Origin of the sequence: Moorena sp. SIOASIH, assembly GCF_010671925.1 — a bacterium.
Classification (GTDB): domain Bacteria; phylum Cyanobacteriota; class Cyanobacteriia; order Cyanobacteriales; family Coleofasciculaceae; genus Moorena.
Genome location: NZ_JAAHIH010000002.1, coordinates 1,212,020 through 1,234,611, shown reverse-complemented (window position 1 = coordinate 1,234,611; position 22,592 = coordinate 1,212,020). Strand labels below are relative to the sequence as shown.

Sequence of the window (22,592 nt, the reverse complement as noted above, 5' to 3'; positions counted from 1 at the left end):
AAATTCCTTCTTCTAAATCCCTTGATTTAATAAGCATTCAGCTATTGGCCGTAGGCCACGCTACTTGAGGTGCAGTCAGCCTGAGCGTAGCGCGTTAGCTAACTGCTGAATGCTTACTGATTTAACCTGTTCAAGTTTTTGAGTGTTTCTCTTTCTTGGTAGTACTCTCTAAGCAGAGCAACGGATTGATTATGTACATATAACCCCTTATAGTAACGTTCCTTTTTTCAGAGAATTTTTATCGTTTCAGGATTTTAACGTCTCTATGTAACAAATATTTACAAATCTTGTTATTATCGAATTTTATGGCTATTTATAAAGAAGTAAGCAAACAAGGAATTAGGGAAATGGTAGGAAGTAATCTTTCTCAAGAAAACCTCTCCCACATCAAGCAACCTGGAAGTCTGTCAGATTTAATTGACGAGAGGGATAAGACTGATTACTCTCTATTGGAAAAGCTGTTAGAAGGACGTTCGGATAGCTTTAAGGCAAAAATTTTAGATTTAGTTGTTGCGACAGAATTGGACGCTAATGACCCGCTATTCCTATTTTTGGTAGCAACGTCCAGTTTGGAAACAATGTTAGCAGATACTCCTAAATCCTTAGAGCAGTTATTCCGAAGTTGGGAAAAGGATATCCAGCAGATGATTGATGTCGTGGGGCAATCCACCATGGATATTCAGCGCCAAGAAATTTCTAAAGCGATCGCGTCTGCCATAGAGCAATCAAAGGTAACCATAGAATCCAAGTCACAAAGACAGCCCTGTGCCTATCCACCCAAAGGCTCAAGGGATTTTCTGGTTGCTAAGACATCTCCTTTTATAAACATTACAGCCATCTGTGGAGCTGTGGTTTTGTCATTGGTTTGTGGACTAGGAGCGGGTTGGGGACTATCTCAGTTAAGTCAGCCAAAATTAGACCCCAATGGTTCTAGACAACTAACCCTAGACGAAGCAGCTACCTTAAATTGGGCAATCAGTAAAGAGGGCAAATTAGCCAGAAATATAACCAAGTGGAATGCGGGCTATTTGGATAACTTAGAATGTCAAAAGGATGCCATAGAGGCAGGAATCCGGTTAAACTTTGGGGGAAAAAAAGCCACTAGCGGCTATTGTCTACTGTGGGTCGCCCCTCCGAGCCAGCGCAAGTATATAGACAATGAGTGATCCCAATTTTAGATCAAGTCAGGTTGAATACCCATAATTAGAGGGAGGGTGGGAAGTGTGGGGAGGGTGGAAAGTGTGGGGAGATGGGGAGATGGGGAGATGGGGAGATGGGGAGATGGGGGAGATTTTATTAAGGGTAATTATCCCGACATGATACTATAGGTATTTTGATAGAGATCAGTGTCGGTGTTTTGGGAATGGCTAATGGCTACGAGCCTTATCCCCACCAGAACTACCATTCCTCTTATGGATTAGTGAGTGCTAAATTTTTCTGATGGTACTCCATAGCTTTGGTGTAGTTTCCTTGAGAGTAATAAGCAGCTTTCAGACTAGCTATGGCTTTTTTTTCTGCCTTCCGGTCACCGATGGCTCGGGCAATACTCAAGCGTTGTTCATAGTATTCAACCGCTTGGCCATAATTGTCTAAGGCATCATAAGCCTTTCCCAAGCGACCTAAGGCTTGTTGTTCTAGACGGCGATTACCCATTTGTTGAGCTTTGAGCAATTGCTGCTGAATATAGTAAATCGCTTGAAAATAATCTCCTAGTGCCAAGCAAGCATTACCCAGCTTGCCCAGAATCTGTCCTTCTAGGGGATGATCACCCATCTGCTGTGCGATCGCAAAACGCTGCTCGTAATAGTCAATAGCTTGAGCATAATCACCGATGGAGTAGCAGCAGTTACTGAGATTTCTCAGAATTCGCTCCTCCAGCTCAGGTAACCCAAGAGTCTGGGCAACATAGAGGCTCTGTTGCTGGCAAGCCATTGCTCGGGGCAAATCTCCTAGTGCCTTATGGGCCAATCCTAGATTGTTCAAGGCAGTCACCTCTCCCAGTCGGTCTTGGAGTTGCCGCATAATAGTTAGGCTTTTTTGACCATAGTCAATAGCCTTGAGGTGATTTCCTTGGTGACGGTAGGCATTTCCCAAAATTCCCAAAACCTGGCCCTCAAGACGCTGGTCTTTGATGTCTTTTGCGATCGCAAGACTTTTGTTACTATACTTTATGGCTTGTTGAAAGTTGTCCAAGGAATAAGCAGTCAGGGCCATACCACTCAGAGCTTTTCCTTGACCCCGTCTATTTGCCAATTGCGCATACATTGCTAGTGCCTCTTGGAACGACTGTCTTGCTGCGGAGAATTGACATCGCTGGTGCTGCTCAATCCCTTTCTCTAAAAGTTGAGCAGCTTCACCGGTGCGATGGTTTGACGCAAGGTCATCAACATTATCTGGAATGTTGTCAGGTAATGTAGGAACGAAAGTTTGGCGTGCTGCCTCTGCTAGACGCTCCCTATATTCGCTGTCATCACACGGCAACCGGCTCTCCATTCCTATTGCCTCTTACGGATCATCAAGAGTTTTGTAGTTTTCTAAGTTTGCGCAATCGAGTAAAATCCTTTGCCATATATTCCCTTGTTTTGAATTGCTCTAGGTCGTATCTAATTCCTTGAGTGAGATACCACGCTGCCATTAACGACCATATGAAGGCTTTCGGATTTAGCGCAGCTCGACCTAACAGTACGAGTGCGGGTACTTGACTACCATGATAACCCCATCAATGCTGGTTACGGCAACTTTACCCTTATCATAACAAATGATATACTAACTCTAACTTATGGATGATTTAATCTCAGCAAATAAAAATCCCTAGGTCAGCATTCAACCTAGGGCTAATGGGCGTAGCCCATGCTACGCTTGCCAGCTATTGAAAGCACCCCACCGCGCATCAAAAATTTTAGGTGGGGAATGGGCTAAACTTTTTTATCTTAATGAGGGGGTTTGGGGGAGCTACTTATAGCTCCCCCAAGTTAAGTGACGTTGAGTTACTTAACTTAACAATTAAACGTTTTCAGCTTACCAGTAACTAGTGTACAATCAATACCTACAGTCAAACCACTGTCAATGCTAACACTCAACTACCGCTACCGACTCTACCCAGATGCCACTCAACAGCAAAGGTTAATTGAGTGGATGGAAATTTGTCGCATGACCTACAACTATGGGTTGCGAGAGATTAAAGATTGGTGTAACTCTCGGAAGTGTTTGGTTGATAGATGCTCCTTGGACAAGGAATATATTCTAGCCGCAGATGCTAAGTTTCCTGATCAGATAACCCAGCTTAATAATCTGCCCAAAGCTAAGAAAGAATTCCCATTACTTAAAGAAGTTCCTGCTCAGGTTCTTCAGCAAACTATTAAGCAGTTACATACAGCTTGGAAATACTTCACCAAAAGAGGGTTTGGCTTCCCTCGATTCAAGAAGTACGGGCAATTTAAGTCGTTGCTTTTTCCTCAGTTCAAGACAAACCCAGTAACGGGATATCATCTCAAACTCCCCAAAATTGGAGCAATTCCAATTAACTTGCATCGTCCAATACCTAGCGGGTTTACGGTCAAGCAAGTACGTATGATCTTGAAAGCTGATAAATGGTACGCCTGCGTTACTATTCAGTGCGATGTCAATCTGCCTGAACCGATGCCCCATGGTCATCCGATTGGAGTTGATATTGGCATTGAGAAGTTTTTAGCAACCAGCGAGGGAGTTATAGTCAAACCACCCAAGTTTTTCGCTCAAATGCAAAGCAAGCTGCAATTGCTACAACGCAGATTGAGCAGAAAGAAAAAGCGGTCAAAAAATTACGAGAAAGCTCGAATCAAGGTGGCTAAGCTGCACCACCACATCGACAACACTCGCAAAGACTTCCACTTTAAGCAGGCTCATGCCCTTTGTGACGCTGGTGAGATGGTCTTCATGGAAGACTTGGATTATCGAATTACGGCCAAAGGTTTCTTGGGTAAGCAGATGCTCGATGGGGGGTTTGGTCAATTCCGAACCATCACCAAGTACGTGTGCTTCAAGAGAGGGAAGTTCTTTGGATTAGTTGATGCCAGAGGGACTTCTCAGACCTGTCCAGAGTGTGGTGCAAAAGTGAAAAAAGATCTCAGGCAACGAGTACATCAGTGTACCAGTTGTGGATATACCACTGACCGAGATGTAGCCAGCGCTCAGGTGATCAGAAACCGAGGTAGACACCTGATCAGTACCGCAGGACTTGCGGGAAAGGAAACCGCCTGTGCAGACGATCTACCGGGGGCTGGGTTTCCCCAGTCTAGGCAAGAGTCGAAACCCCTGTTGGGAGTAACCAGGAAACTCAAGAAGTGATTCTTGGGAAGCCACCGTTATACCCGTAAGGGTTAACGGGGGAAGATGTCACTCAACTACATCAAGGTCAGCAGAGTTTCTGTAGATGATGTTGCTGCTGACTTGGTAGTCTCTGGTGTGCAGTAGACTTCGCAGGAGTTATTGGGACTTTCAATCAATTTCACCTTATGAAGTTGGACATCCAATTCTTGAATTGGTTGTTGCAACAACTGACAAATATAGATAGCAATATTTTCGGCAGTAGGAACAACCCGGGCAAAGTATGGAATGTCTTTATTGAGGAAAGTATGGTCAAAGGCTTCCACCACATACTCATCCATGACTTGGTGCAAGGAGTCTAGATCAACAATCATGCCAGTGCGCGGATCCATTTCACCCTTAACCGTCACTTCTATGTGATAGTTATGTCCATGTCCGTTGGGACGAGCACACTTACCGTAGATCTGGTAGTTTTCCTGGTCACTGAGGTCAGGATGAGCTAGTCTGTGAGCAGCGCTAAAGTGGTTACTGATAGTCAGATATACTTCCATACCGTTTCCTTGATAGTCAGCCCAGAGTTTTGGATGTTCAAATAGCTGAATCTTCAGTAGTGGTAGGTAAGTAACCAAGTGCTGCCAAATTACTCGTGCTATGTTTTCAGTAGTAGGTAAGGTTTGCTGAAATTCTGACCAAACCTCATTGAGATAAGCGTAGTCAAGTTGGCTGGTGACCTCTTTTTGGATCACCGTTTTGACTTTAGACAAGTTTTCCACCATGCCATACTTATCCAACTGAGCGGTCAGGAAAACGAACAGAACGTAGTTGTGTCCGTGTCCAGGAAATCGGCTACCCAAACCAAACCGCTGAATGTTCTGAGCTTCACTCAGTTCTGGTAACCAGTATCGGTGGCTGGCTGAAAACTCAGCACGGCGCTTAATGACGCATTCCATGTCAAGTTAGGTAAACTAGACTTATTTTCAGGATAAACTAATTTGGATTAGTGGTCGTTGGTCATTAGTTACTTGGTGATTAGTCATTAATCAAGTCCCTTTTGCATGTAAGCCAAGATTGATCATTCTTGGGTTTGCTACAAAAATCCTATTGGTTACCCATTACCAAAAATCTTTAACTGTGTCTTTAGCTTCCCAGAGCAGATGGGAGGCAATTCTGAACAGTTCTTGACCTGTGTGTAGGTGGTAGTCGTCGTAGTTAAGGGTAAACAGCTTTAATTCTTCTATCCCATCTCCTAACTGATTAAGACAGTAGTAGAGGTTAGCAGCAGCACTGGCAACGGTGGCAGGATTAGGTTGAGAATGAAACAGCCTCTGAGCTTGATGGAGATGATCACCACACTCTTCCAGATAAGCTTCAAACTCTGCCATGAGTTCATCATCAAACGGGTCAGCCGAGAGTTCATCGAGTTGAGCCTCTAGAGGCTCAAGGATATGACTAATCCAGTAGTTTACAGGTTGATAAATTTGCTGCAACCATTGCCCTAGCTGGGCATCAGTCTTTTTTCCCTTTTGCCGATGATGCTGGTAATGTCTTTGGGCATCAGCTGTTCGCTGTTGTCGATTCTGATGCTCTAATGAATGCTGAAAGTAATGCCTCTTTTGGTCATAGGAACGCCGTCGCTCAGGGTTACTGAGGACCTCATAGGCAGCATTAACTTGGATAATTTTTTCGGGATCAGCGGTGGGGCTGTTGCTATCTGGATGAAAGCGCTTGGCTAGCCGTCGGTAGGCTTGTTTAATTTCTAGGGTCGTAGCGTGGGGATGAACATCCAGAGTCTGGTAGTGATTCGAGTCTGACATGGGCTACACTAAACCTACTTAAACCGGCAGCGATAAGTAGGTGGGCATAAATAAACGTTAAAACTCAAAATACTAAAATGAAGCTGAAAGCCTTTATTAAAGGGGTTTTCAGCATTTTGAATATCAATCGCTATTTTACGGATAATTAAGCCCACCTACTTAGTATAATTGAGGTACCAATTGACACTCCCTGGCCTGAAGGCGCGGGGATTCTTATTTCAAAGATTCGACTTGCTCATCCAGGTCGGAACCAAGAAGAGTAGAGGCCAAATCTCCATAAGCGTTTTGGTCTAAGACCAGGGTTCCGATGTGCCCCACCGTACCCAAGGCTCGTTTAAGAATGTTGATTGCAGCGTTGTGGTCACGGTCTAATTGACAACCACACTTACAGACGTGAGTTCTAGTTGACAAAGACTTTTTGACTAATTCACCACAATCAGAACAGTTTTGGCTGGTATATGCAGGGTTTACTGCAACAGTTATCCTGCCGAATTTATCGCCAAAGTGCTCTAACCACTTCCTGAATTGATACCAACCTGCATCATTAATAGACTTGGCAAGACAGTGGTTCTTTACTAAGTTCCTAACCCTCAAGTCTTCATAGGCAACCAAATCGTTAGATCGGACTACGCAACGTGCCAGTCTCTTGGCATGTTCTTCACGCTGCCTACTTATTTTAAGGTGTGTTTTACCTAGTCTATTAATGGCTTTTCTACGGTTAGCTGAGCCTTTCTTTTTCCGGGAAACCCGGCGTTGAGAAAACTTTAAACGCTTTTCACCCGTCCGATAAAACCGTGGGTTGGGTTCAGCGTGACCGTTGGAATCCGTATAGAAATCTTTTAGTCCGACATCTAAACCGATGGTGTTTCCAGTTGGTTCTAACTCTAAGGCCGTAGGCCACGCTTTCGGCAAAGCCGACGCTGCGCGAACGCGAACGTTTATGTCAACTTGAACACAAAACTGAACATAATAACCATCAGCTCGACGAACTATCCGAACCCGCTTGATTTGCTTCTTGTCAAATCTCCATAAGTCCCAGGTACCCTTAAGCTTAAGCTTCCCAATTCCTTTTTTGTCGCTGAATGTGATTGATTTCTTGTCGGGTGATAATTTCCAGCCTGACTGCTTATACTCAACCGACCGGCAACGTTTCTGGAATCTTGGGAACCCCTTCTTTCCAGGTACCTTCTTCTTGCAGTTGTCAGAGAAACGGGCGATTGATGACCATGCCCTCTCAGCACTTGACTGACGAGCTGTTGAATTCAGTTCATTAACAAAAGAAAACTTTTTACCCAATACTGTACTATAGCGACTAAAGTCGTATTTATTTACCCCTTTGTTGTCCATCCAATACCGGATACAACTGTTTCGGATAAATTTGACCGTCCTAATAGCCTCGTCTATAGCTGAGTATTGATGTCTTTTGCCGTATGCTTTGAATTCAAGAATTATCATCGTTATCGACCTCTCCTGTTATTATTTTAATCTACCACACCCAGCGAAAAATTACGGATAATATTCAAAAAAAAAGCCGCCCTAGAAGGACGGGGCTTTAAACCAAAATTTTCGGTAAGCTCAATCCTTATCTTTCCATAGATTTCCAGATTTTTTAGCATAACTAGTGAACCCTAGCGCCTTGCCCCATAACACTGATAAGTGGTGCCAGTCGGCTATTGGAACAGGGGGGTGCTTAGGTACCTTTCCCCAAAACTCGGTTGAATCATGACAATTAGGGTACCCTCATTTTCTGGACGTTTGCCAACTTGAATCGCCGCTGATAGTATGGCTCCAGTGGAAATGCCGGAAAGAATTCCTTCTTCACGGGCTAAACGACGACCGTATGCGATCGCATCATCATCGGTAACTGTAATCACCTCGTCAAGAAGTTCAACCTTGATTACTTCTGGAATAAAACCCGCACCGATACCCTGAATTTTGTGAGGTCCTGGAGACCCTCCAGAAAGTACAGAACTACCAGCTGGTTCAACTGCGATCGCTTTAAAACTGGGCTTACGTTTTTTAATCGCTTCAGCCACACCAGTAATTGTACCACCCGTACCGACTCCAGCCACCAGGAAATCCACCTGTCCTTCCGTATCGTCCCAAATTTCTTCAGCTGTGGTACAATAGTGAATTTTTGGGTTAGCTGGATTACGAAACTGTTGCAGCATATAGGCATTGGATGTAGTTTCTACAATTTCCTGAGCTCGCCTAATACAGCCACCCATGCCTTCACTACCTGGTGTCAGTTCCAACTGAGCACCATAAGCTCGCAACATAGCCCGTCGCTCGATGCTCATTGTCTCTGGCATGGTTAGGATCAGTTGGTAACCCTTGGCTGCCGCTGCCATTGCTAGAGCAATACCTGTGTTTCCCGAGGTCGGTTCCACCAAAATAGTTTTGCCGGGGGTAATCCACTGATTCTGCTCCGCTGCATTGATCATGCTAACACCAATCCGGTCTTTGACAGACGAAGATGGATTCATTCCCTCTAACTTGACTACAATTCTAGCGACACAGCCTTCTGCTTGAGGAATACGGTTCAATTGCACTAGAGGCGTCCGACCAACCAGTTCGGTAATATTGGGAGCAATTCGCATAACTGTTGGAAATTCTGAGTTATTAGTTGTTATCCATCATCCTAGTATTTTTTGACACTTTCACCCCTTCAAACAAAAATCCCCGCCTAGGGGCAGGGAAACCTAACTAATGCTCGATAGTCCTTGGGTAATTAGCCAAGGTCTCTAGAACGTGAATGTGGTTCTGATGGTACCAATCACAGCATCATCATTATCATCACTCTGCTCTGGATTAATCACCCAGATCACACCAGGAGTGATAGAGATATTATCGGATAGCTGATACTTGTAGAAGCCTTCTATGTGAATTGGGGTCTCAATCTCATTCAAATCCGAATAGGGGACTGCACCACCAAAGAAACCTAACACACTACCTTCTTTTCCAAAATCAGGGAAGGCTAAACCACCGCCGTAACTCCAAATTTCACCACCTCCTTCACCAATGACAATCACATCGGTGTAGTTGAAAAATCCACTAAAGGAAATCTTGTCGGTGAGGCGAAACGCTAATTCTGCTCCGTAGGAGTTGGTTACCTTGTCAGCTGAATCATTTATACGACTAGCAAGAAGTGCTTCTTGATTCAAGTTGGCAGCACGAGTACCTACGATACCATCTGTTCCCGCGCCTTTGCTGAATATGGCACTCTCCTCTTTATGGAAACCATGGACGTAAGTAAAGCCCACACCAATCCGGTCGTTGACATTGAAGTTCAACTGACCCAAGGCAGAATAGTCACCATTGAACAGACCTGCCCCTTCATCAGGATCTGAAGCATTCCCAGCTAGGTAACCCAGTGTGATAGTACTTGGTCCAATCACGCTCTCTAGTAAACCAAGTTGGAAGCTAACCCCTAAACCAGCACCACCACCAATCCGATAGATGGGGTTTTGTTGAGAAAACGTGGATAGAGAGCCACTACCACCATCGAAGTCTTGGAAATAGGGATTGAGTGTAGGAACGTAATCATCATGCCGACCACCAAAGGCAGCAATGTAAGTTGATACTTGACCAAACGGACCAATAGGAATGTCACCGTAATAGGCTAACCAGTCAACCCCTATATCGTTTCCGTCACCAGTACCATCAATCTCAGTGTTAAAGGTCTGTGTGAGTTCTGGGGTAATCTCACCCCCCGCTGTGAAGGCATTCAGGTTACCAGCACTCAGACGAGTTACCAAACTGTCCTCACCAGTGAAGCTGGTGTCGAGAACTAAACGAACCCTGTCACCAAAGACAACTTGGTTATTGTCATCTTCCCCAAAATCACCAAAGTTATTGGTCAGGGCGAATATGACTTCCCCTTCTAGTTTGGTAGTAGTGGAGAATTGGTGATCCTCTAGGAATGCGACTCGACCTTCGAGGTTATCGACCCGTGCTCCGAGGGTAGCCAGTTCTGCCTCAAACTCTTGAATCAGCCGTTGGAGCGTTTCTAAGTCTTCACGGGTAATAAAGTCAGCAGTACTAGCAGCAATTAAACGCTCAATCTGGTTCAAACAAGCGTTCAAGCCAGCCGCAAATTCGTAACGGGTGGTAGCACGGTTGCCACGGAAGGTGCGGTTTGGGTAACCAGCGATACAACCGTAGCGCTCTACCAGACTACGCAGAGCTTCATAAGCCCAGTCTCCAGGGGAAACATCCCGCAGTTGGGAAACACTAGTTACCTGATCTTGGCTGTTACTACCTTCTTTACCGTAGCGTTGAATTTGATTTAACAGCTGGCTGTTATCTGAGGCTGAGGGTACGGCTTGGGCTATTTTTGTTTCTGCCTCGGGTACGCCTACCTTAGGAACTAGGGTATCGGCCTTTAAAGTTAATGATGTTCCCTCACCCAAGCTGGAGCCCATCTCCGTGGAAAAAACTGGCGTATCCTTAACTTCTTGGGCAGTGGGTGCCGCCGCGATCGCAATTGTCTTTACTGGGACAGCTTGAAGTGGGGCAGCTTCCGTAGTAACTTGACTCTCAACTGTTAACGAGTTGGCCTTGTTGGCTGCCTGTACCTCATTGGTACCAAGGGCGAGAGCAGCACCCACTACAGCAGGACTTATCAGTAGGGACTTCAACAGTAGTTTAGACATCTTCTCTTAATCCTCACACCTTTACAATTATTGAACTCTCCCCCGGATTAATCACGGAGGATACTAAGCTGATTTTACAAAGGAGGGCATTAACCACATCTCGTAATGCTTACGGTATGATATCTTCACGGTTATTGAATACATCATCCCGTTTGGGAAGGTTCAAAACTTCCCGACCGACCTTGACTATAGAAATTCCTAGCTGGATCGTTACTTTTTTCTTGTTGGCGTTGTTAATTTCCAGCTAGCCGATTTTCCACAGCCTAAACCGGTATTTGGTTTTATCTAAGAATCAGCGCTATTGCGATGAAACCTATTAACCTATTACAGGAACAATTTATTAGAGGAACAATTCTTATACTATAGCCTTTATCGACAAAGTGCTACACCAACTTTTTTGCGAATGCCTGTGGATGAACTTCTGCTGGGTTGGGGTCTATTGATAAAGCAATTGTCACTTATTTAGAGTTATTTAAAGCATATTAACCCAACTCTGAAATAACTTGCGCTAGGTCAAAATCTTTTGAGGTTAAGCCACCACTATCATGAGTGGTTAGAGTAATCGTTACCTTATTGTAGGAAATCTCTAGGTCAGGATGGTGTCCTGCAGCTTCAGATGGGTCAACAAGTTTATTAACAAACGCGATCGCTTCTACAAAACCCTTGAATGTCTTATTACTACGCAGGGTTTTCCCTTCCACACTCCAGTCTTCTAGCTGACTTGCCTTGGCTTTAATTTCTGCATCACTGAGTAGTTGAGCCATGATGGTTAGATGCACTCCTTAAACAATCCCATACAAAAAACTATCCGCTCTCACGGCTAGTGTTTTGGTTAATCCATAACACCTGGTGTGAGAGCGGTCTAGCGGGTCTTCTGATTGAAACCAGGCTGCCGAGAGGAACTCTTAGGTAGCCCTGCCTAAGCAGTCATATAGATTCTCCGTAGAGAATCCAGCTAACTCCTAGAGAACAGCCCCGGCGCACAGCCGGCTAACTCCAACCAGATGACCCATGATTTTACTACTATCTTCCATGGGCATCACCTCCTTTAATCCCTAAGCGGTTTTTTGTACCTTTCCAGGATTATTACCTTTCCTTAAGTTAACAGACTATCGATCAAATTGCAACCTCTGCAAACTAGCATCATGATAAATTGGCCTAATATTGCTCAGAGCGTTCCAGTTTTCTTTTTCTAGAACTGCTCAAAGCCCCACCAGGAGGTGGGGCTTTGAGAAAATCCAAGCGCTAACCTTAATTCGGGATCAGCCTTGGAGTGTTACAGAGCGTTACCGCGAGGCAGTACTTCCTCAGGGAACTCAAAGTTTTGGTGAGGTTGGTCTGCTGGAGCCATCCAAGCCCGCAGACCCTCGTTCAGCAAAATGTTCTTAGTGTAGAAGGTTTCAAACTCTGGGTCTTCTGCTGCTCGGATTTCCTGGGACACGAAGTCATAGGCTCGCAGGTTCAATGCTAAACCTACAATTCCCACTGCACTCATCCACAAGCCTGTTACTGGCACAAACAACATGAAGAAGTGTAACCAGCGCTTGTTGGAGAAGGCAATCCCGAAGATTTGAGACCAGAAGCGGTTAGCGGTGACCATTGAGTAGGTCTCTTCCGCTTGGGTCGGGTTGAACGCCCGGAAGGTGTTGGCTTTGTCCCCATCCTGGAACAGGGTATTTTCCACCGTTGCCCCATGAATGGCACACAGCAGAGCACCACCTAGTACCCCGGCTACGCCCATCATATGGAAGGGATTCAGTGTCCAGTTGTGGAAGCCTTGCAGGAACAGGATGAAACGGAAGATACCCGCTACTCCGAAGCTGGGAGCAAAGAACCAGCTGGACTGTCCCAACGGGTACATCAGGAACACGCTGACAAATACTGCAATCGGCGCACTGAATGCGATCGCGTTGTAGGGTCTGATGCCTACTAGACGCGCAATTTCAAATTGCCGCAGCATGAACCCAATTAGACCAAACGCTCCGTGGAATGCCACAAAGCTCCACAACCCTCCTAGTTGGAACCAGCGGGTCAAGTCTCCTTGAGCTTCTGGTCCCCACAACAGCAGCAGGGAGTGTCCCAGGCTGTTGGGAGGAGAGGATACTGCTACGGTCAGGAAGTTGCAGCCTTCGAGGTAGGAAGACGCTAAGCCGTGGGTGTACCAAGAGGTGACAAAGGTAGTGCCAGTTAGCCAGCCCCCCAAAGCCATGTAGGCACAGGGGAACAACAGAATGCCGGACCAGCCAACGAATACAAAGCGATCGCGCTTGAGCCAGTCGTCGAGGATGTCAAACCATCCTCTGGTGCTGGGGGCGCGTCCTACTGCTACTGTCATAGCAAGGATCTCCAGATATATATAAGTACGGTAAGCCGATTTACTTTCTTTATTAAAGGGAGTCTAAGTAAAGAAAAGTAAAGTTCGTCTAATATAACTATCATAATATGTCATAATTCTTAATTTTGCTACCCCCTCAAAAAAAATTATGTAATAACTGCACCCAAGATACCGCTCTTACGCCGGTTTGGGCTGGGGTCTAAGATAAGAAGAAGTACATTAATAGAACGCGCTACAGCTTGATACTCCATGTTCACCATTGACTTGATTCTAAGGAATACACCCATGCCACTGTCTGTGCAACGTAAGTCAGAAGAAGAGGCGCAAGCGACCTACCAGGAAATTTTGACAGCCATGCGCTCTGGGCATCCTAAGTTGTTAGAACTCAGCTGCGATCACCAGCCAGAGAAGAAAATTGGCGTTCTCAGCGATCAGATCAGTGCAGCAATGATTTCTCAGAAATCTGGAGCCACAGGCTCAGGACGTACTCCCGGCTTCTTTGCCATGGCTGAATAAATTCATGGAGCAAGATATATTAATGAATCAACCAGCAATTCAAGTAAGAGAGGTTGGCTTCAACTGGCCTAAAGGGGGGACAGTTTTGCAATCTTGCTCCCTGGAAGTCCCTAAGGGGGAATTTTGGATGCTCTTGGGAACCAATGGCAGTGGTAAATCAACCTTACTTAGATTACTGGCTGGTTTATTGTCCCCCCAATCCGGTGACATTTACCTAGCCGGTTCAGCAGGTTTTGTTTTCCAGAATCCTGATCATCAGCTAGTGATGCCTACCGTAGGTGCCGATGTAGCCTTTGGACTGGTAGCCGAAAAACTGTCCATGGCTCAAGTTCAAGCCCGGGTAAAAGAGGCTCTAGCTGCGGTGAATTTACTAGAGCTAGAGCGACGACCGATCTATGCCCTCAGCGGTGGTCAGAAGCAGCGAATTGCGATCGCTGGTGCGATCGCAAGACAGTGCGAGATTTTATTGTTAGATGAACCCACTGCCCTACTGGATCCAGATACCCAGATGGATTTAGTGTCACAAGTGCGAAATTTAGTCAAAAGTCGAGGATTGACAGCCATTTGGGTTACCCACCGCTTGGATGAGCTGGATTATTGTGATGGAGCATTTTTGTTAGACCAGGGTCGGGTCATTGACCAAGGTGAACCGGAACGCCTGAAGCAAAGACTGGTAAGTCATAATCACTGATTCTCGGGAAGTTTCCAGAAAGTCGTAGGGTTTGTAATCGGCTAACTGTTAACTGCTAAGCGTTAATTATAATACTTAATGTTGTGACTATAAAATGATATGTGTTAATAGTTAAGGGTTGAGTGTCATTTTTGCTCAATCCTTTTGCCTTTTTCTCAAGTACAATTTATACTAATATAAAGAAATGTTAAAATTGTTGCTAATATGTAGTCCATACGGACGGTAAACAGTATAATACCATGAAAAATGTCCTGTTCTTCACCGCTGGCTATTTTACTAGTTGATGGCTATAACGTCATTGGCTCTTGGTCTTTCCTGAAAAATACCCGTGATCGTGATGGTCTCATGAGTTCTCGCCAAGAGTTAATTGAGACCCTAGCCAATTACAGTGCCTTTGTCGGCTATGACACTGAGATTGTCTTTGATGCTCACTCACTCAATACCCCTAACAGTCGTGAGGTGATAACTAATCACTTATCGGTTTACTACACCGATTTCGGGGAGACAGCAGACACTTACATCGAAAAATTTTGCGCCTCCTATAGAACCAATCTTGTTAAACCCACTAAACGTCTGATCGTCGCTACCTCAGATCGGGCAGAGCAATTGACAGTTGTGGGGTATGGTGCTCAATGCATGTCTTCCCAGCAGTTGCTCAGCGATGTTGAATTCACAGCTCGTCGAACCCGCCGCAAATATCGACCACAGAAATCCTCTAGTGGTCGTTTTTTAGTCAATTCCTTGGATGCCAAGGCTCAGCAGCGCCTAGAGCAGTTGCGCAATAGTATCAAGTAAGGGGACTGGAAAAAATTTTCCTGATCAAACACTTGACACAAACCAAAATATCCACTATTATTGTAAAAGTGAAATCAATAAGCCCCCATCGTCTAGAGGCCTAGGACACCTCCCTTTCACGGAGGCGACAGGGATTCGAATTCCCTTGGGGGTATCTAAAGAAGCGAAAAATACAAGAGTAAGCACTCAGCTATCAGCTATCAGCTTTTTAATAAAAGAGGTAAGCATTGGTTTAATCTGAGTTAAGTCTGCTGACGGCTGACGGCTGACGGATGAATGCTTACATACAAGAATTAAAGGTAGGCGATTTGCGATCAGATTGCCTACCTTTGGGCTAACTTATCAAGTCTTTCTCTAATGGCTAAGTTAATCAGAGAACGCAGCAAAATCAAAAACCAGAATCCGGAAAAGGCAAAGGCGGCTATCGCCCATCCAGTATGAGGACCTGACAGGAAAATAGTACCAGCTACCAGAGTGAATCCAGTTAAACAAGCATAAATTAGGCTTTTCAGAGCAAGCGTGATCTGCTTGAGAGTGCGATCGCTTTCTACAGAACGCACATGCAATTGTAACTCCCCCAGCTCGAGCCGCTCTTCTAAGCGTCGAATTAGTAGTTCGGTAGCGCTAGGCTTATGTAAGTTATATTTCAGAAAATCCCTAGCTTGTTTGGCTAGTTGCCCCACTATATTCCCCCGCCCTTGGAAAACAGCCAGGCTTTTAACAAAAGGCTCAGTAGCAGCTAACAAATTATACTGGGGATCTAGGGCACGAGCGATCCCATCAAGAGTTGTTAGTGACTTTAAAATAAACGTCAGTTGTGCTGGTAGGCGAAAAGGTTGCTGCTCAAACATTAAGTAAAGTTCGCTACTGATTTCCTCAAAAGCCTGTAATTCTATGGGCTTTTCGGTAAATTTTTCCAGTAGAAAAGCAACTAATCGCTTGACTGGCTTGAGATCTGACATGGGTTCAATTAACCCCATGTAAGTTAAACTATTAACGACCTGATCAGTGTCCTTACGCAGTACAGCAAAAAAAGTCTGGAGCATTTGGTCTTTAGTCATGGACTTGACCTCCAGCATTGTGCCAAAGTCATAAAAAATCAGACTGCCCTCCGGAGAGACTGCCATATTGCCAGGATGGGGGTCAGACTGAAAAAAGCCATCTTGTAATAACTGCTTGAGGTAGCAACAAATTCCCAGCTGAATAATTTCTTGAGGATTTATGCCGAGGGATTCCAGGGTCTGACGGTCATCAATTTTAATCCCCGGCATATACTCCATAGTCAAAACTTTTTTAGTTGTATATCGCCAGTAGACTTTCGGGACACTAATGCGAGGATGATTGCTGAAATTTTGACGAAAACTCTCAGCATTCTTCCCTTCATGGATGTAGTCAATTTCTTGATAGAGCAGGTTAAAAAACTCATGGGTTATGGAATCCAAATCATATTTTCTGGTTCCCGGAACAAATCGATTGACAAAACGAATCAATCGATGGATAATCTCAAAATCTAGGTTAAATAGCTTTTCTAAGCCAGGACGCTGAACCTTAACGACTACATCTTCGCCGGTGTGCAGTCGGGCTTTATGAACTTGTCCCAAACTGGCAGCGGCTAGAGGAAAATGCTCAAAATCCCGATACAAACCATGAATATCGTGACCCAGTTCTGATTCAATTAGAGTTATAGCATCGGTTACACTAAATTCTGGGATCCGGTCTTGTAATTGCGCCAAGGCATTCACATATTCTAAGCTAAGTAAATCAGGGCGTGTGGATAGTGCTTGCCCAATCTTGATGAACGTTGGACCTAAATCTAAGAGCTTTCTAACTAACCACTGGGCTCGACGATTTCTTTGCTTGGGGGAATTATTAGCCGATACCTTGTCCCACCATAAATAAACCATAAACTGCGCTGCCGCAGTAAAAATATCGATCTGGCGAGCCAGGGGGGAATAGTTAGGTTGTTGCCAACGTGGTGGCTTGGACGCATCAGTTGTGAGCATACTCAGCTATTCATAGTTACTCCTATCCAATCCGGGAGTATAAATCAGATCATATCCGCTTTAATACCTATTCTTCCCAGTTAGTCTTCCAAGCTATTAGTCATTAGTTTTGCCTTCTTAGTTACTAATGACTAAGTTTTACCAAAAATCTTGGGTTTAAAGCCTCGTCCTTCTAGGACGACTTTTCTGGAATAATCGTCAAAGCCGATGTATAATTAAGATAGGTACAGGCTGAAAAACCGTTGGCTCAGCCGGGAGAGAGACCCGTAACTGATTCGGCGTAGCCGACGCTGCGCGAACGACCACAAAGAAGTAATGCCTAGAGGGTAGGGAAAGTCCTCTTTAAAAACCCAACCGTCAATTAACCGTTGGCGTGTGAACCGTTGAAGTTTCACTTTTGAGATTAAACAAGGTACGGTGGGGCACACCGGAACCTGAGGAAAAGGAAGGGAAACGGACTTTTAAGGCACTTCCAGCAAGTACTCGAACGCCCCATGCGAGAACTGCCCTCTAGGTCTGTCGTGAATTAACTGGGAATTTGGTGTTTTCACGGATTTTTGGTTGAGTATTGTCCTGTTTTTGGCGGCGTCAAAGATTGGAACTCGGCGGTTTACGGCGGCTCGTTGATAAAGGAATCCTCGTGCCTTTCGGGCTTTGCCCGACGCTACGCGAACAGGCCGGGGAGTGTCAAATAAAAGATTGAACCTGGGGCAGAGTAATTGTGAAAGATACCCGGGACGTGCGAGGAGTGTCAGACGGGCCAGTGGAGACATCTACCGTCCCATTGAGATGCTGCACTAAGCATTTTACTAGCGCTAGACCCAAACCAGTACCCTGAACTGCCCTTTGGGTCATCCCCTGACCGCGATGGAATTTATCAAAAATATGCTTGAGGTCTTCTGGAGAGATCCCCTGACCAATATTGCTCAAACTCATTACAATCTGCTTCACCGATTGCTGGATTTGCTCAGTTACCTCAATCACTACTGTAGTATTTGGGTGAGAATACTTGCCAGCATTGGTTAAAAGTTCCAGCAAGATACGGTTAAGGCTTTCAGCGTCGGTGTTGATAAACAGCGATGGTAGTGAACTATTGATTGTTAAGCTTAAGCCTTTCTGCGCCCATTTGTACTCAAAGGATTTAGCCAAGTGCTTAATCATCGGCATCAGGTCAATTCTTTGCAAGTGCAGTTGGGACTGGTCAGATTCCAGCTGCTGTAGACTCAACAGGTCGTTAATTAGCTCAATTTCTTGATTACACTGTTGCTCAAGGATTTCTAGATATTTGGCACGACGCTCAAGATCAAGTTTGGGTTGACGTAACATCCGAATCGCTAGACTCATTGCAGTCAAAGGTGTCCGCAACTCATGATTCATGCTACTGAGAAATTCTTCTTTGAGCCGATTTAATTCCTTTAACTGACCCATTTGCTGGCGAGTTCTTTCGTATAACTCTGCCTGAACTTTCAGACTATGTTGTAACTGAGCCGTGCGTTCTTCAACAAGGGATTGTACTTGCTGGAGAGTCTGATTTTGGATAATAGTGCTACTAACTTGTGTACTGACCCACTTGACCAAGTTCATTTCATTCTCTAGCCAAGGGCGAGGTTGAGTATTTTGCAAGACCAAGAACCCCAAAACCTTAACGGATAGCAAACCATGATTATCTGCCCCAACCAGAGGACAGATCAGTAACCCTGGCAATAGGACCTGATCTAGGAGTGAGATGCTCTGGTGGTTAGCTTTACCAATCGGGTGATCTGCTCTATCGGTAATGACTATCGGTTCAGGGGCTTGCTTGAGAGCCTGTTGGTACCAAGAACACTCAGAAACTGGGAAGGATTTATTTAACAGTGCATCCCCTGTTGAAAATAGATCAGTAGTAGAGGTTTCCTTTAACCATTCACAAACCACTGTCAGATCATGTTTTGGTGAATGCTTTCCTGGTAGAGTGCAACAGAGGGGATTCGTTTCATCTAAGAGTAGCAGTAGTGCCCGTGACACCTGAAGTGCTTCAGCAACAGCCGTGGTAGCTATCTGGAAAATCTCCAGGAGATTGAGAGAGCTATGCATCACTTGACTCAATTGGTTGAGCAGAGTTTGGTCTCGAGTAGCCGCCTTCACTTGGTGGGTTAGCTGAACTTGAGAAATTGCTACCGATACCCATTGGGAAACAACAATTAACTGTTCTTGCTCTGTCTTTGTCCATTGGTAAGGCTGGGCTTTTCCTAAAACAATTACCCCGTTGACTACAGACTGAAACTTTGTGGAGGTCTTCAGTATTGCCCTGGCAGATAGCACTTCCTCACCCAAATCTAAGTTAGACCAAGCATCGGATGTTTGCCAATCTGAAATTGCCAGTACTGAGTCACTGCCTAAGTCATCCTCTGTCGTTAAGAGTTCCAGCAGTTGCACTGGATTTTTGTAGTATCGGTGTTCTGGGTCAAGGTGTTGATCAGCACGCCACCAGGCTAGTTGGGGCGTAGTGCTAGGGTTAGCCAGCGCCCCAATTAAACAGCTATCCACCTGAAAACTCTCTCCTATAGCCTGGGCGAGCATCGCCAACAGAGTTTGTGTTTCTGAGGTATTTAGTATCGTCTTAGCAATTTGTTGCCCGATCTGAGCTAACTCTGTCGGGTAAGGCATGAGTGAACCGTGATGTTCCTGGCTAAAGGTTGGTTCAAATGATGTACCTGAGAGACGGGACTTGATGGAATTTACTCTTGGGGCAAAAATCGCGCTTTCTGCATCCATTATGCTTGTTGCACAACTTGTGAATACTGGTCTTGACTAGAGCAACTGTTAAAACAGTAATCTCGCTAGGATTAGTGTTCCCGGCATCAGAGTGCTTTTGATCAAGAGATTGGAGTTTTTTACGACAACCGACCTACACACCCGTTCAATCATCACTCTGGTTAGAGGAGAAGCTTTGGGTCGGTGGCACAACTAAATCATGTAATCGTCACAGTTGAGTTAAACTCGCTCCCGGTGCGTTTATAGTCGTCGAATTAAATTCGCCACGGGTCGCACCGCGATCTCAAAATGGTTACTGCTCGAGATTCGTTGACCCAATTAATTCTGATCGGTAGACTGGGTGAGGGCTTGTTGGAGTTTCGAGCTAAGGCACAGAGCGTAAAAATCCCAAAAGGCGCGCCTCTGAGTTGGGTAAACTACTAGTACCTGGAAACCCAGGAGAGAATTGAGAAACTCCAGATATCTCCCCTGGGATTGAAATCGATTAACTTTGAACACCTTAAACACCTTGAGCACCTTTTTATAGGGTTTTGTTAACAAAACTGATTGAAAACTTCGATTCAACACCACTAGGAGCGCTTCTTTCTAGCTTGTTTTTGAGCTTCCTCACTGTTTTTTCGATAAAGTATAACCCGATAACGAGCTATTTGGTAGCGTTGGTCATCAGGTTTTACCGTCTCCATTAGATTTGATGCCCGTTCCCACTTAGCTGCCACATCTAACCATTGAGCTGAGGTTTCGACACTTTGACCTGCTGCGGCTGCTTCTTGAGCTAGGCGCATTGCTTCAGTAAAGGGGTCCGGTGGTTGACTAGAAGATCCCGATGAATAAGAATTGGCTGGGTCTGTTGCCGAATGGTCGGCTTGAGTTGGGTAATGGGATTTGATTTCCCTCCCAAACCAATCATTCAGTAACCAACCTACTAGGATCAGGAGTAAACCCAAACCTAACCCAATCACAACACCCTGCCGCAATCGACCTTTTTTACGTAGTTGACCGTAAGAAGCTGGCGGTAAGACCAGTTGCTGAATCGGTAGTTTTTTTTGGCCGATTTGACGGGAAAATCCTGGTGTTAGAGCCAGTTGCTGGCTTGGTAGGTTTTGGCGATTGTTGAGGGTTTGAACCAGTTGCTTGAAGAAATTTGGCCTAGTAAGGGTTATGTCTTCGTACCACAACAGCTGATTGTCTGGGTCACGGCTAATTTCTTCTAACCAGAGTAATTGTTCCTCTCGCACGATGCGGCTGTTGATCCTGACACGACGAATGTTACGCGGTGAAATTTCTTCCAGAATTTCCTGGATTTGACTGACTAGAATCGATTGTTCCAGCTGTTCTGGTTTTGCTGCTTCACACAAAACTTGCAATACACCATCAGCCAGAATGGCTCTAGTTCTCACCCCAAAATCGGCTAATCGTTCATTGAGTGTTTGAATAATTGCCACCACGCTACCCTGGTGGGCTTGTCTAGCAATATCTTCCATGGTACCAGACATTTTTTTAAGCTATGACATTGGATTAGTGTGTTTGACTTTACTTAATATAGTTTTTCCCTTTAGAGTATCAGGATCTGCTATTAGTGCATGTATTGTTCATTTTTCTTCCCCCGTGGAGACCGCTGCTAAAACCCAGGTGGCTCTATTAATTATCATAATCATGAGGTACACAGTTTTTTTTTATTCCCCCTACCAGTCCCGGAAAAGCATACTCCATAAACTCTTATTAAACCGACTCCAGACTCCATAATACCAGGGCTTGCGCTTATAGTCGTCGAATTTAATTCGCCACGGGTCGCACCGCTCCCGACTCCCCAGTAATTTGTACCTCACCAAATTGATAAATGATATATATCGATCACATCGAGTAGCGCCAATGGCCCGCACGGCGGAAACAGGTCAAGCGGACTGCTGTCTACGGTTGTAGGGAAACTTACTATGAGAGTAAGTAACTTTTTGGTAATGTCTGTCAAATCTCATGCACGTGCTTGTCAGACCATGATCTCCTTCAAGACTGACGAAATTAAAAAATACGCTATATATAGCGTATAGCCGCCGAGGTCAGGACCGCTGATTTGCTTATTTAGAAGAGATTTTTTGTACGAGCCCTTGAAGGGTTAGGCGCTATATCTGGTGTATTTGCCTAAGTCCTGGACTTGTACAGAACTAGAAGCAACGGCTGCTCAAACTCGAAGCCCTTAACCCCAAATCTTTGATTGGTTTGTGGGTAATTCAAATGGTCAGCATTGACTAGTGCCTGAAAAGATGAAAAAATAAAGGCTGTGAGCAGGAGGTTTCTAGATGCTGTTAAAGTCCACCACTCGTCACGTCCGAATCTATACAGCAGAGGTAAAAAATAACGAACTAGTCGGGAGCGATAACGTCTTAACCTTAGACATTGACCCCGATAACGAATTCAATTGGAATGAAGACGCTCTACAGCAGGTTTACCGGAAGTTCGATGAGTTGGTTGAATCCTACAGCGGATTTGATTTGACCGAATACAACCTCCGTCGTATCGGTTCTGACCTAGAACACCTTGTGCGATCACTTTTGCAAAATGGACAAATTAGCTACAATACGGAAAGCCGAGTGATTAATTACAGTATGGGATTGCCCCAAGTAGAACCTGAGAATTAGGCAGTAGGAGATAGGCTGACAAGCTACTTTCAAACCAAGTCACGACGGGAGCTAATAACTCAAGCGCCTGTCTGCCTTCATCCCCCGCCAA

17 protein-coding genes and 1 tRNA gene are annotated in these 22,592 nt (G+C 45.0%); 7 read left to right on the top strand and 11 right to left on the bottom strand.

Annotated features, from left to right (window positions below):
• The first annotated feature begins 305 nt into the window (after positions 1 to 305).
• Positions 306 to 1,166: a DUF6753 family protein gene (locus tag F6J90_RS12940; RefSeq protein WP_293093726.1), complete on the top strand. Its 861-nt coding sequence runs from the start codon at positions 306 to 308 to the stop codon at positions 1,164 to 1,166.
• A 244-nt stretch (positions 1,167 to 1,410) separates the two neighbouring features.
• On the opposite strand, the gene F6J90_RS12935 is transcribed toward F6J90_RS12940, so the two are convergent.
• Positions 1,411 to 2,493, bottom strand: a complete 1,083-nt coding sequence (locus F6J90_RS12935; RefSeq protein WP_293093724.1) for a tetratricopeptide repeat protein — start codon at positions 2,491 to 2,493, stop codon at positions 1,411 to 1,413.
• Positions 2,494 to 3,066: 573 nt separating this feature from the next.
• Between F6J90_RS12935 and F6J90_RS12930 the strand changes: the two genes are divergently transcribed.
• On the top strand, positions 3,067 to 4,326 hold the full coding sequence (locus F6J90_RS12930; protein WP_293093722.1) for a transposase: 1,260 nt from the start codon (positions 3,067 to 3,069) through the stop codon (positions 4,324 to 4,326).
• Positions 4,327 to 4,382: 56 nt separating this feature from the next.
• Here the strand turns inward: F6J90_RS12930 and F6J90_RS12925 are convergent, their stop codons facing one another.
• The 7 genes from F6J90_RS12925 to psbD form a co-directional block, all read right to left on the bottom strand.
• Complete coding sequence (locus F6J90_RS12925; protein ID WP_293093720.1) at positions 4,383 to 5,255, bottom strand: 6-carboxytetrahydropterin synthase; 873 nt, start codon at positions 5,253 to 5,255, stop codon at positions 4,383 to 4,385.
• Between the two features lie 162 nt (positions 5,256 to 5,417).
• Positions 5,418 to 6,119, bottom strand: coding sequence for a DnaJ domain-containing protein (locus tag F6J90_RS12920; protein ID WP_293093718.1), 702 nt, complete (start codon positions 6,117 to 6,119; stop codon positions 5,418 to 5,420).
• Between the two features lie 213 nt (positions 6,120 to 6,332).
• On the bottom strand, positions 6,333 to 7,574 hold the full coding sequence (locus F6J90_RS12915; protein WP_293093716.1) for a transposase: 1,242 nt from the start codon (positions 7,572 to 7,574) through the stop codon (positions 6,333 to 6,335).
• Positions 7,575 to 7,789: 215 nt separating this feature from the next.
• Complete coding sequence (cysK, locus tag F6J90_RS12910) at positions 7,790 to 8,719, bottom strand: cysteine synthase A (RefSeq protein WP_293093714.1); 930 nt, start codon at positions 8,717 to 8,719, stop codon at positions 7,790 to 7,792.
• A 144-nt stretch (positions 8,720 to 8,863) separates the two neighbouring features.
• Complete coding sequence (locus F6J90_RS12905; protein WP_293093712.1) at positions 8,864 to 10,774, bottom strand: iron uptake porin; 1,911 nt, start codon at positions 10,772 to 10,774, stop codon at positions 8,864 to 8,866.
• Positions 10,775 to 11,256: 482 nt separating this feature from the next.
• Positions 11,257 to 11,538 carry a 4a-hydroxytetrahydrobiopterin dehydratase gene (locus F6J90_RS12900; RefSeq protein ID WP_293093709.1) on the bottom strand — a complete coding sequence of 94 codons (282 nt, stop codon included), beginning with the start codon at positions 11,536 to 11,538 and terminating at the stop codon, positions 11,257 to 11,259.
• 512 nt (positions 11,539 to 12,050) lie between these two features.
• On the bottom strand, positions 12,051 to 13,109 hold the full coding sequence (psbD, locus tag F6J90_RS12895; protein WP_008183309.1) for a photosystem II D2 protein (photosystem q(a) protein): 1,059 nt from the start codon (positions 13,107 to 13,109) through the stop codon (positions 12,051 to 12,053).
• Positions 13,110 to 13,358: 249 nt separating this feature from the next.
• Between psbD and F6J90_RS12890 the strand changes: the two genes are divergently transcribed.
• From F6J90_RS12890 to F6J90_RS12875, 4 genes are all read left to right on the top strand, one after another.
• Complete coding sequence (locus F6J90_RS12890) at positions 13,359 to 13,625, top strand: hypothetical protein (protein WP_071102821.1); 267 nt, start codon at positions 13,359 to 13,361, stop codon at positions 13,623 to 13,625.
• A gap of 22 nt (positions 13,626 to 13,647) precedes the next feature.
• Positions 13,648 to 14,316 (top strand): energy-coupling factor ABC transporter ATP-binding protein, encoded by a 669-nt coding sequence (locus F6J90_RS12885; RefSeq protein WP_293093704.1) that lies wholly within the window; start codon positions 13,648 to 13,650, stop codon positions 14,314 to 14,316.
• Positions 14,317 to 14,562: 246 nt separating this feature from the next.
• The gene (locus tag F6J90_RS12880) at positions 14,563 to 15,111 is read left to right on the top strand and encodes an NYN domain-containing protein (RefSeq protein ID WP_293019505.1); all 549 of its coding nucleotides are present in this window, start codon (positions 14,563 to 14,565) and stop codon (positions 15,109 to 15,111) included.
• 81 nt (positions 15,112 to 15,192) lie between these two features.
• A tRNA-Glu gene (locus F6J90_RS12875) sits at positions 15,193 to 15,265 on the top strand.
• Between the two features lie 169 nt (positions 15,266 to 15,434).
• Here F6J90_RS12875 and F6J90_RS12870 read toward each other — a convergent pair.
• The 3 genes from F6J90_RS12870 to F6J90_RS12860 all read right to left on the bottom strand — a co-directional run bounded on the left by F6J90_RS12870 (position 15,435) and on the right by F6J90_RS12860 (position 21,361).
• Positions 15,435 to 17,114, bottom strand: a complete 1,680-nt coding sequence (locus tag F6J90_RS12870) for an AarF/ABC1/UbiB kinase family protein (RefSeq protein WP_293093702.1) — start codon at positions 17,112 to 17,114, stop codon at positions 15,435 to 15,437.
• Between the two features lie 687 nt (positions 17,115 to 17,801).
• On the bottom strand, positions 17,802 to 19,868 hold the full coding sequence (locus tag F6J90_RS12865; RefSeq protein WP_293093700.1) for a GAF domain-containing sensor histidine kinase: 2,067 nt from the start codon (positions 19,866 to 19,868) through the stop codon (positions 17,802 to 17,804).
• A gap of 569 nt (positions 19,869 to 20,437) precedes the next feature.
• Positions 20,438 to 21,361, bottom strand: coding sequence for a hypothetical protein (locus F6J90_RS12860; RefSeq protein WP_293093697.1), 924 nt, complete (start codon positions 21,359 to 21,361; stop codon positions 20,438 to 20,440).
• Positions 21,362 to 22,162: 801 nt separating this feature from the next.
• On the opposite strand from F6J90_RS12860, the gene F6J90_RS12855 reads away from it, so the two are divergent.
• Positions 22,163 to 22,501 carry an NAD(P)H-quinone oxidoreductase subunit M gene (locus tag F6J90_RS12855; protein WP_071102827.1) on the top strand — a complete coding sequence of 113 codons (339 nt, stop codon included), beginning with the start codon at positions 22,163 to 22,165 and terminating at the stop codon, positions 22,499 to 22,501.
• Positions 22,502 to 22,592 lie beyond the last annotated feature (91 nt).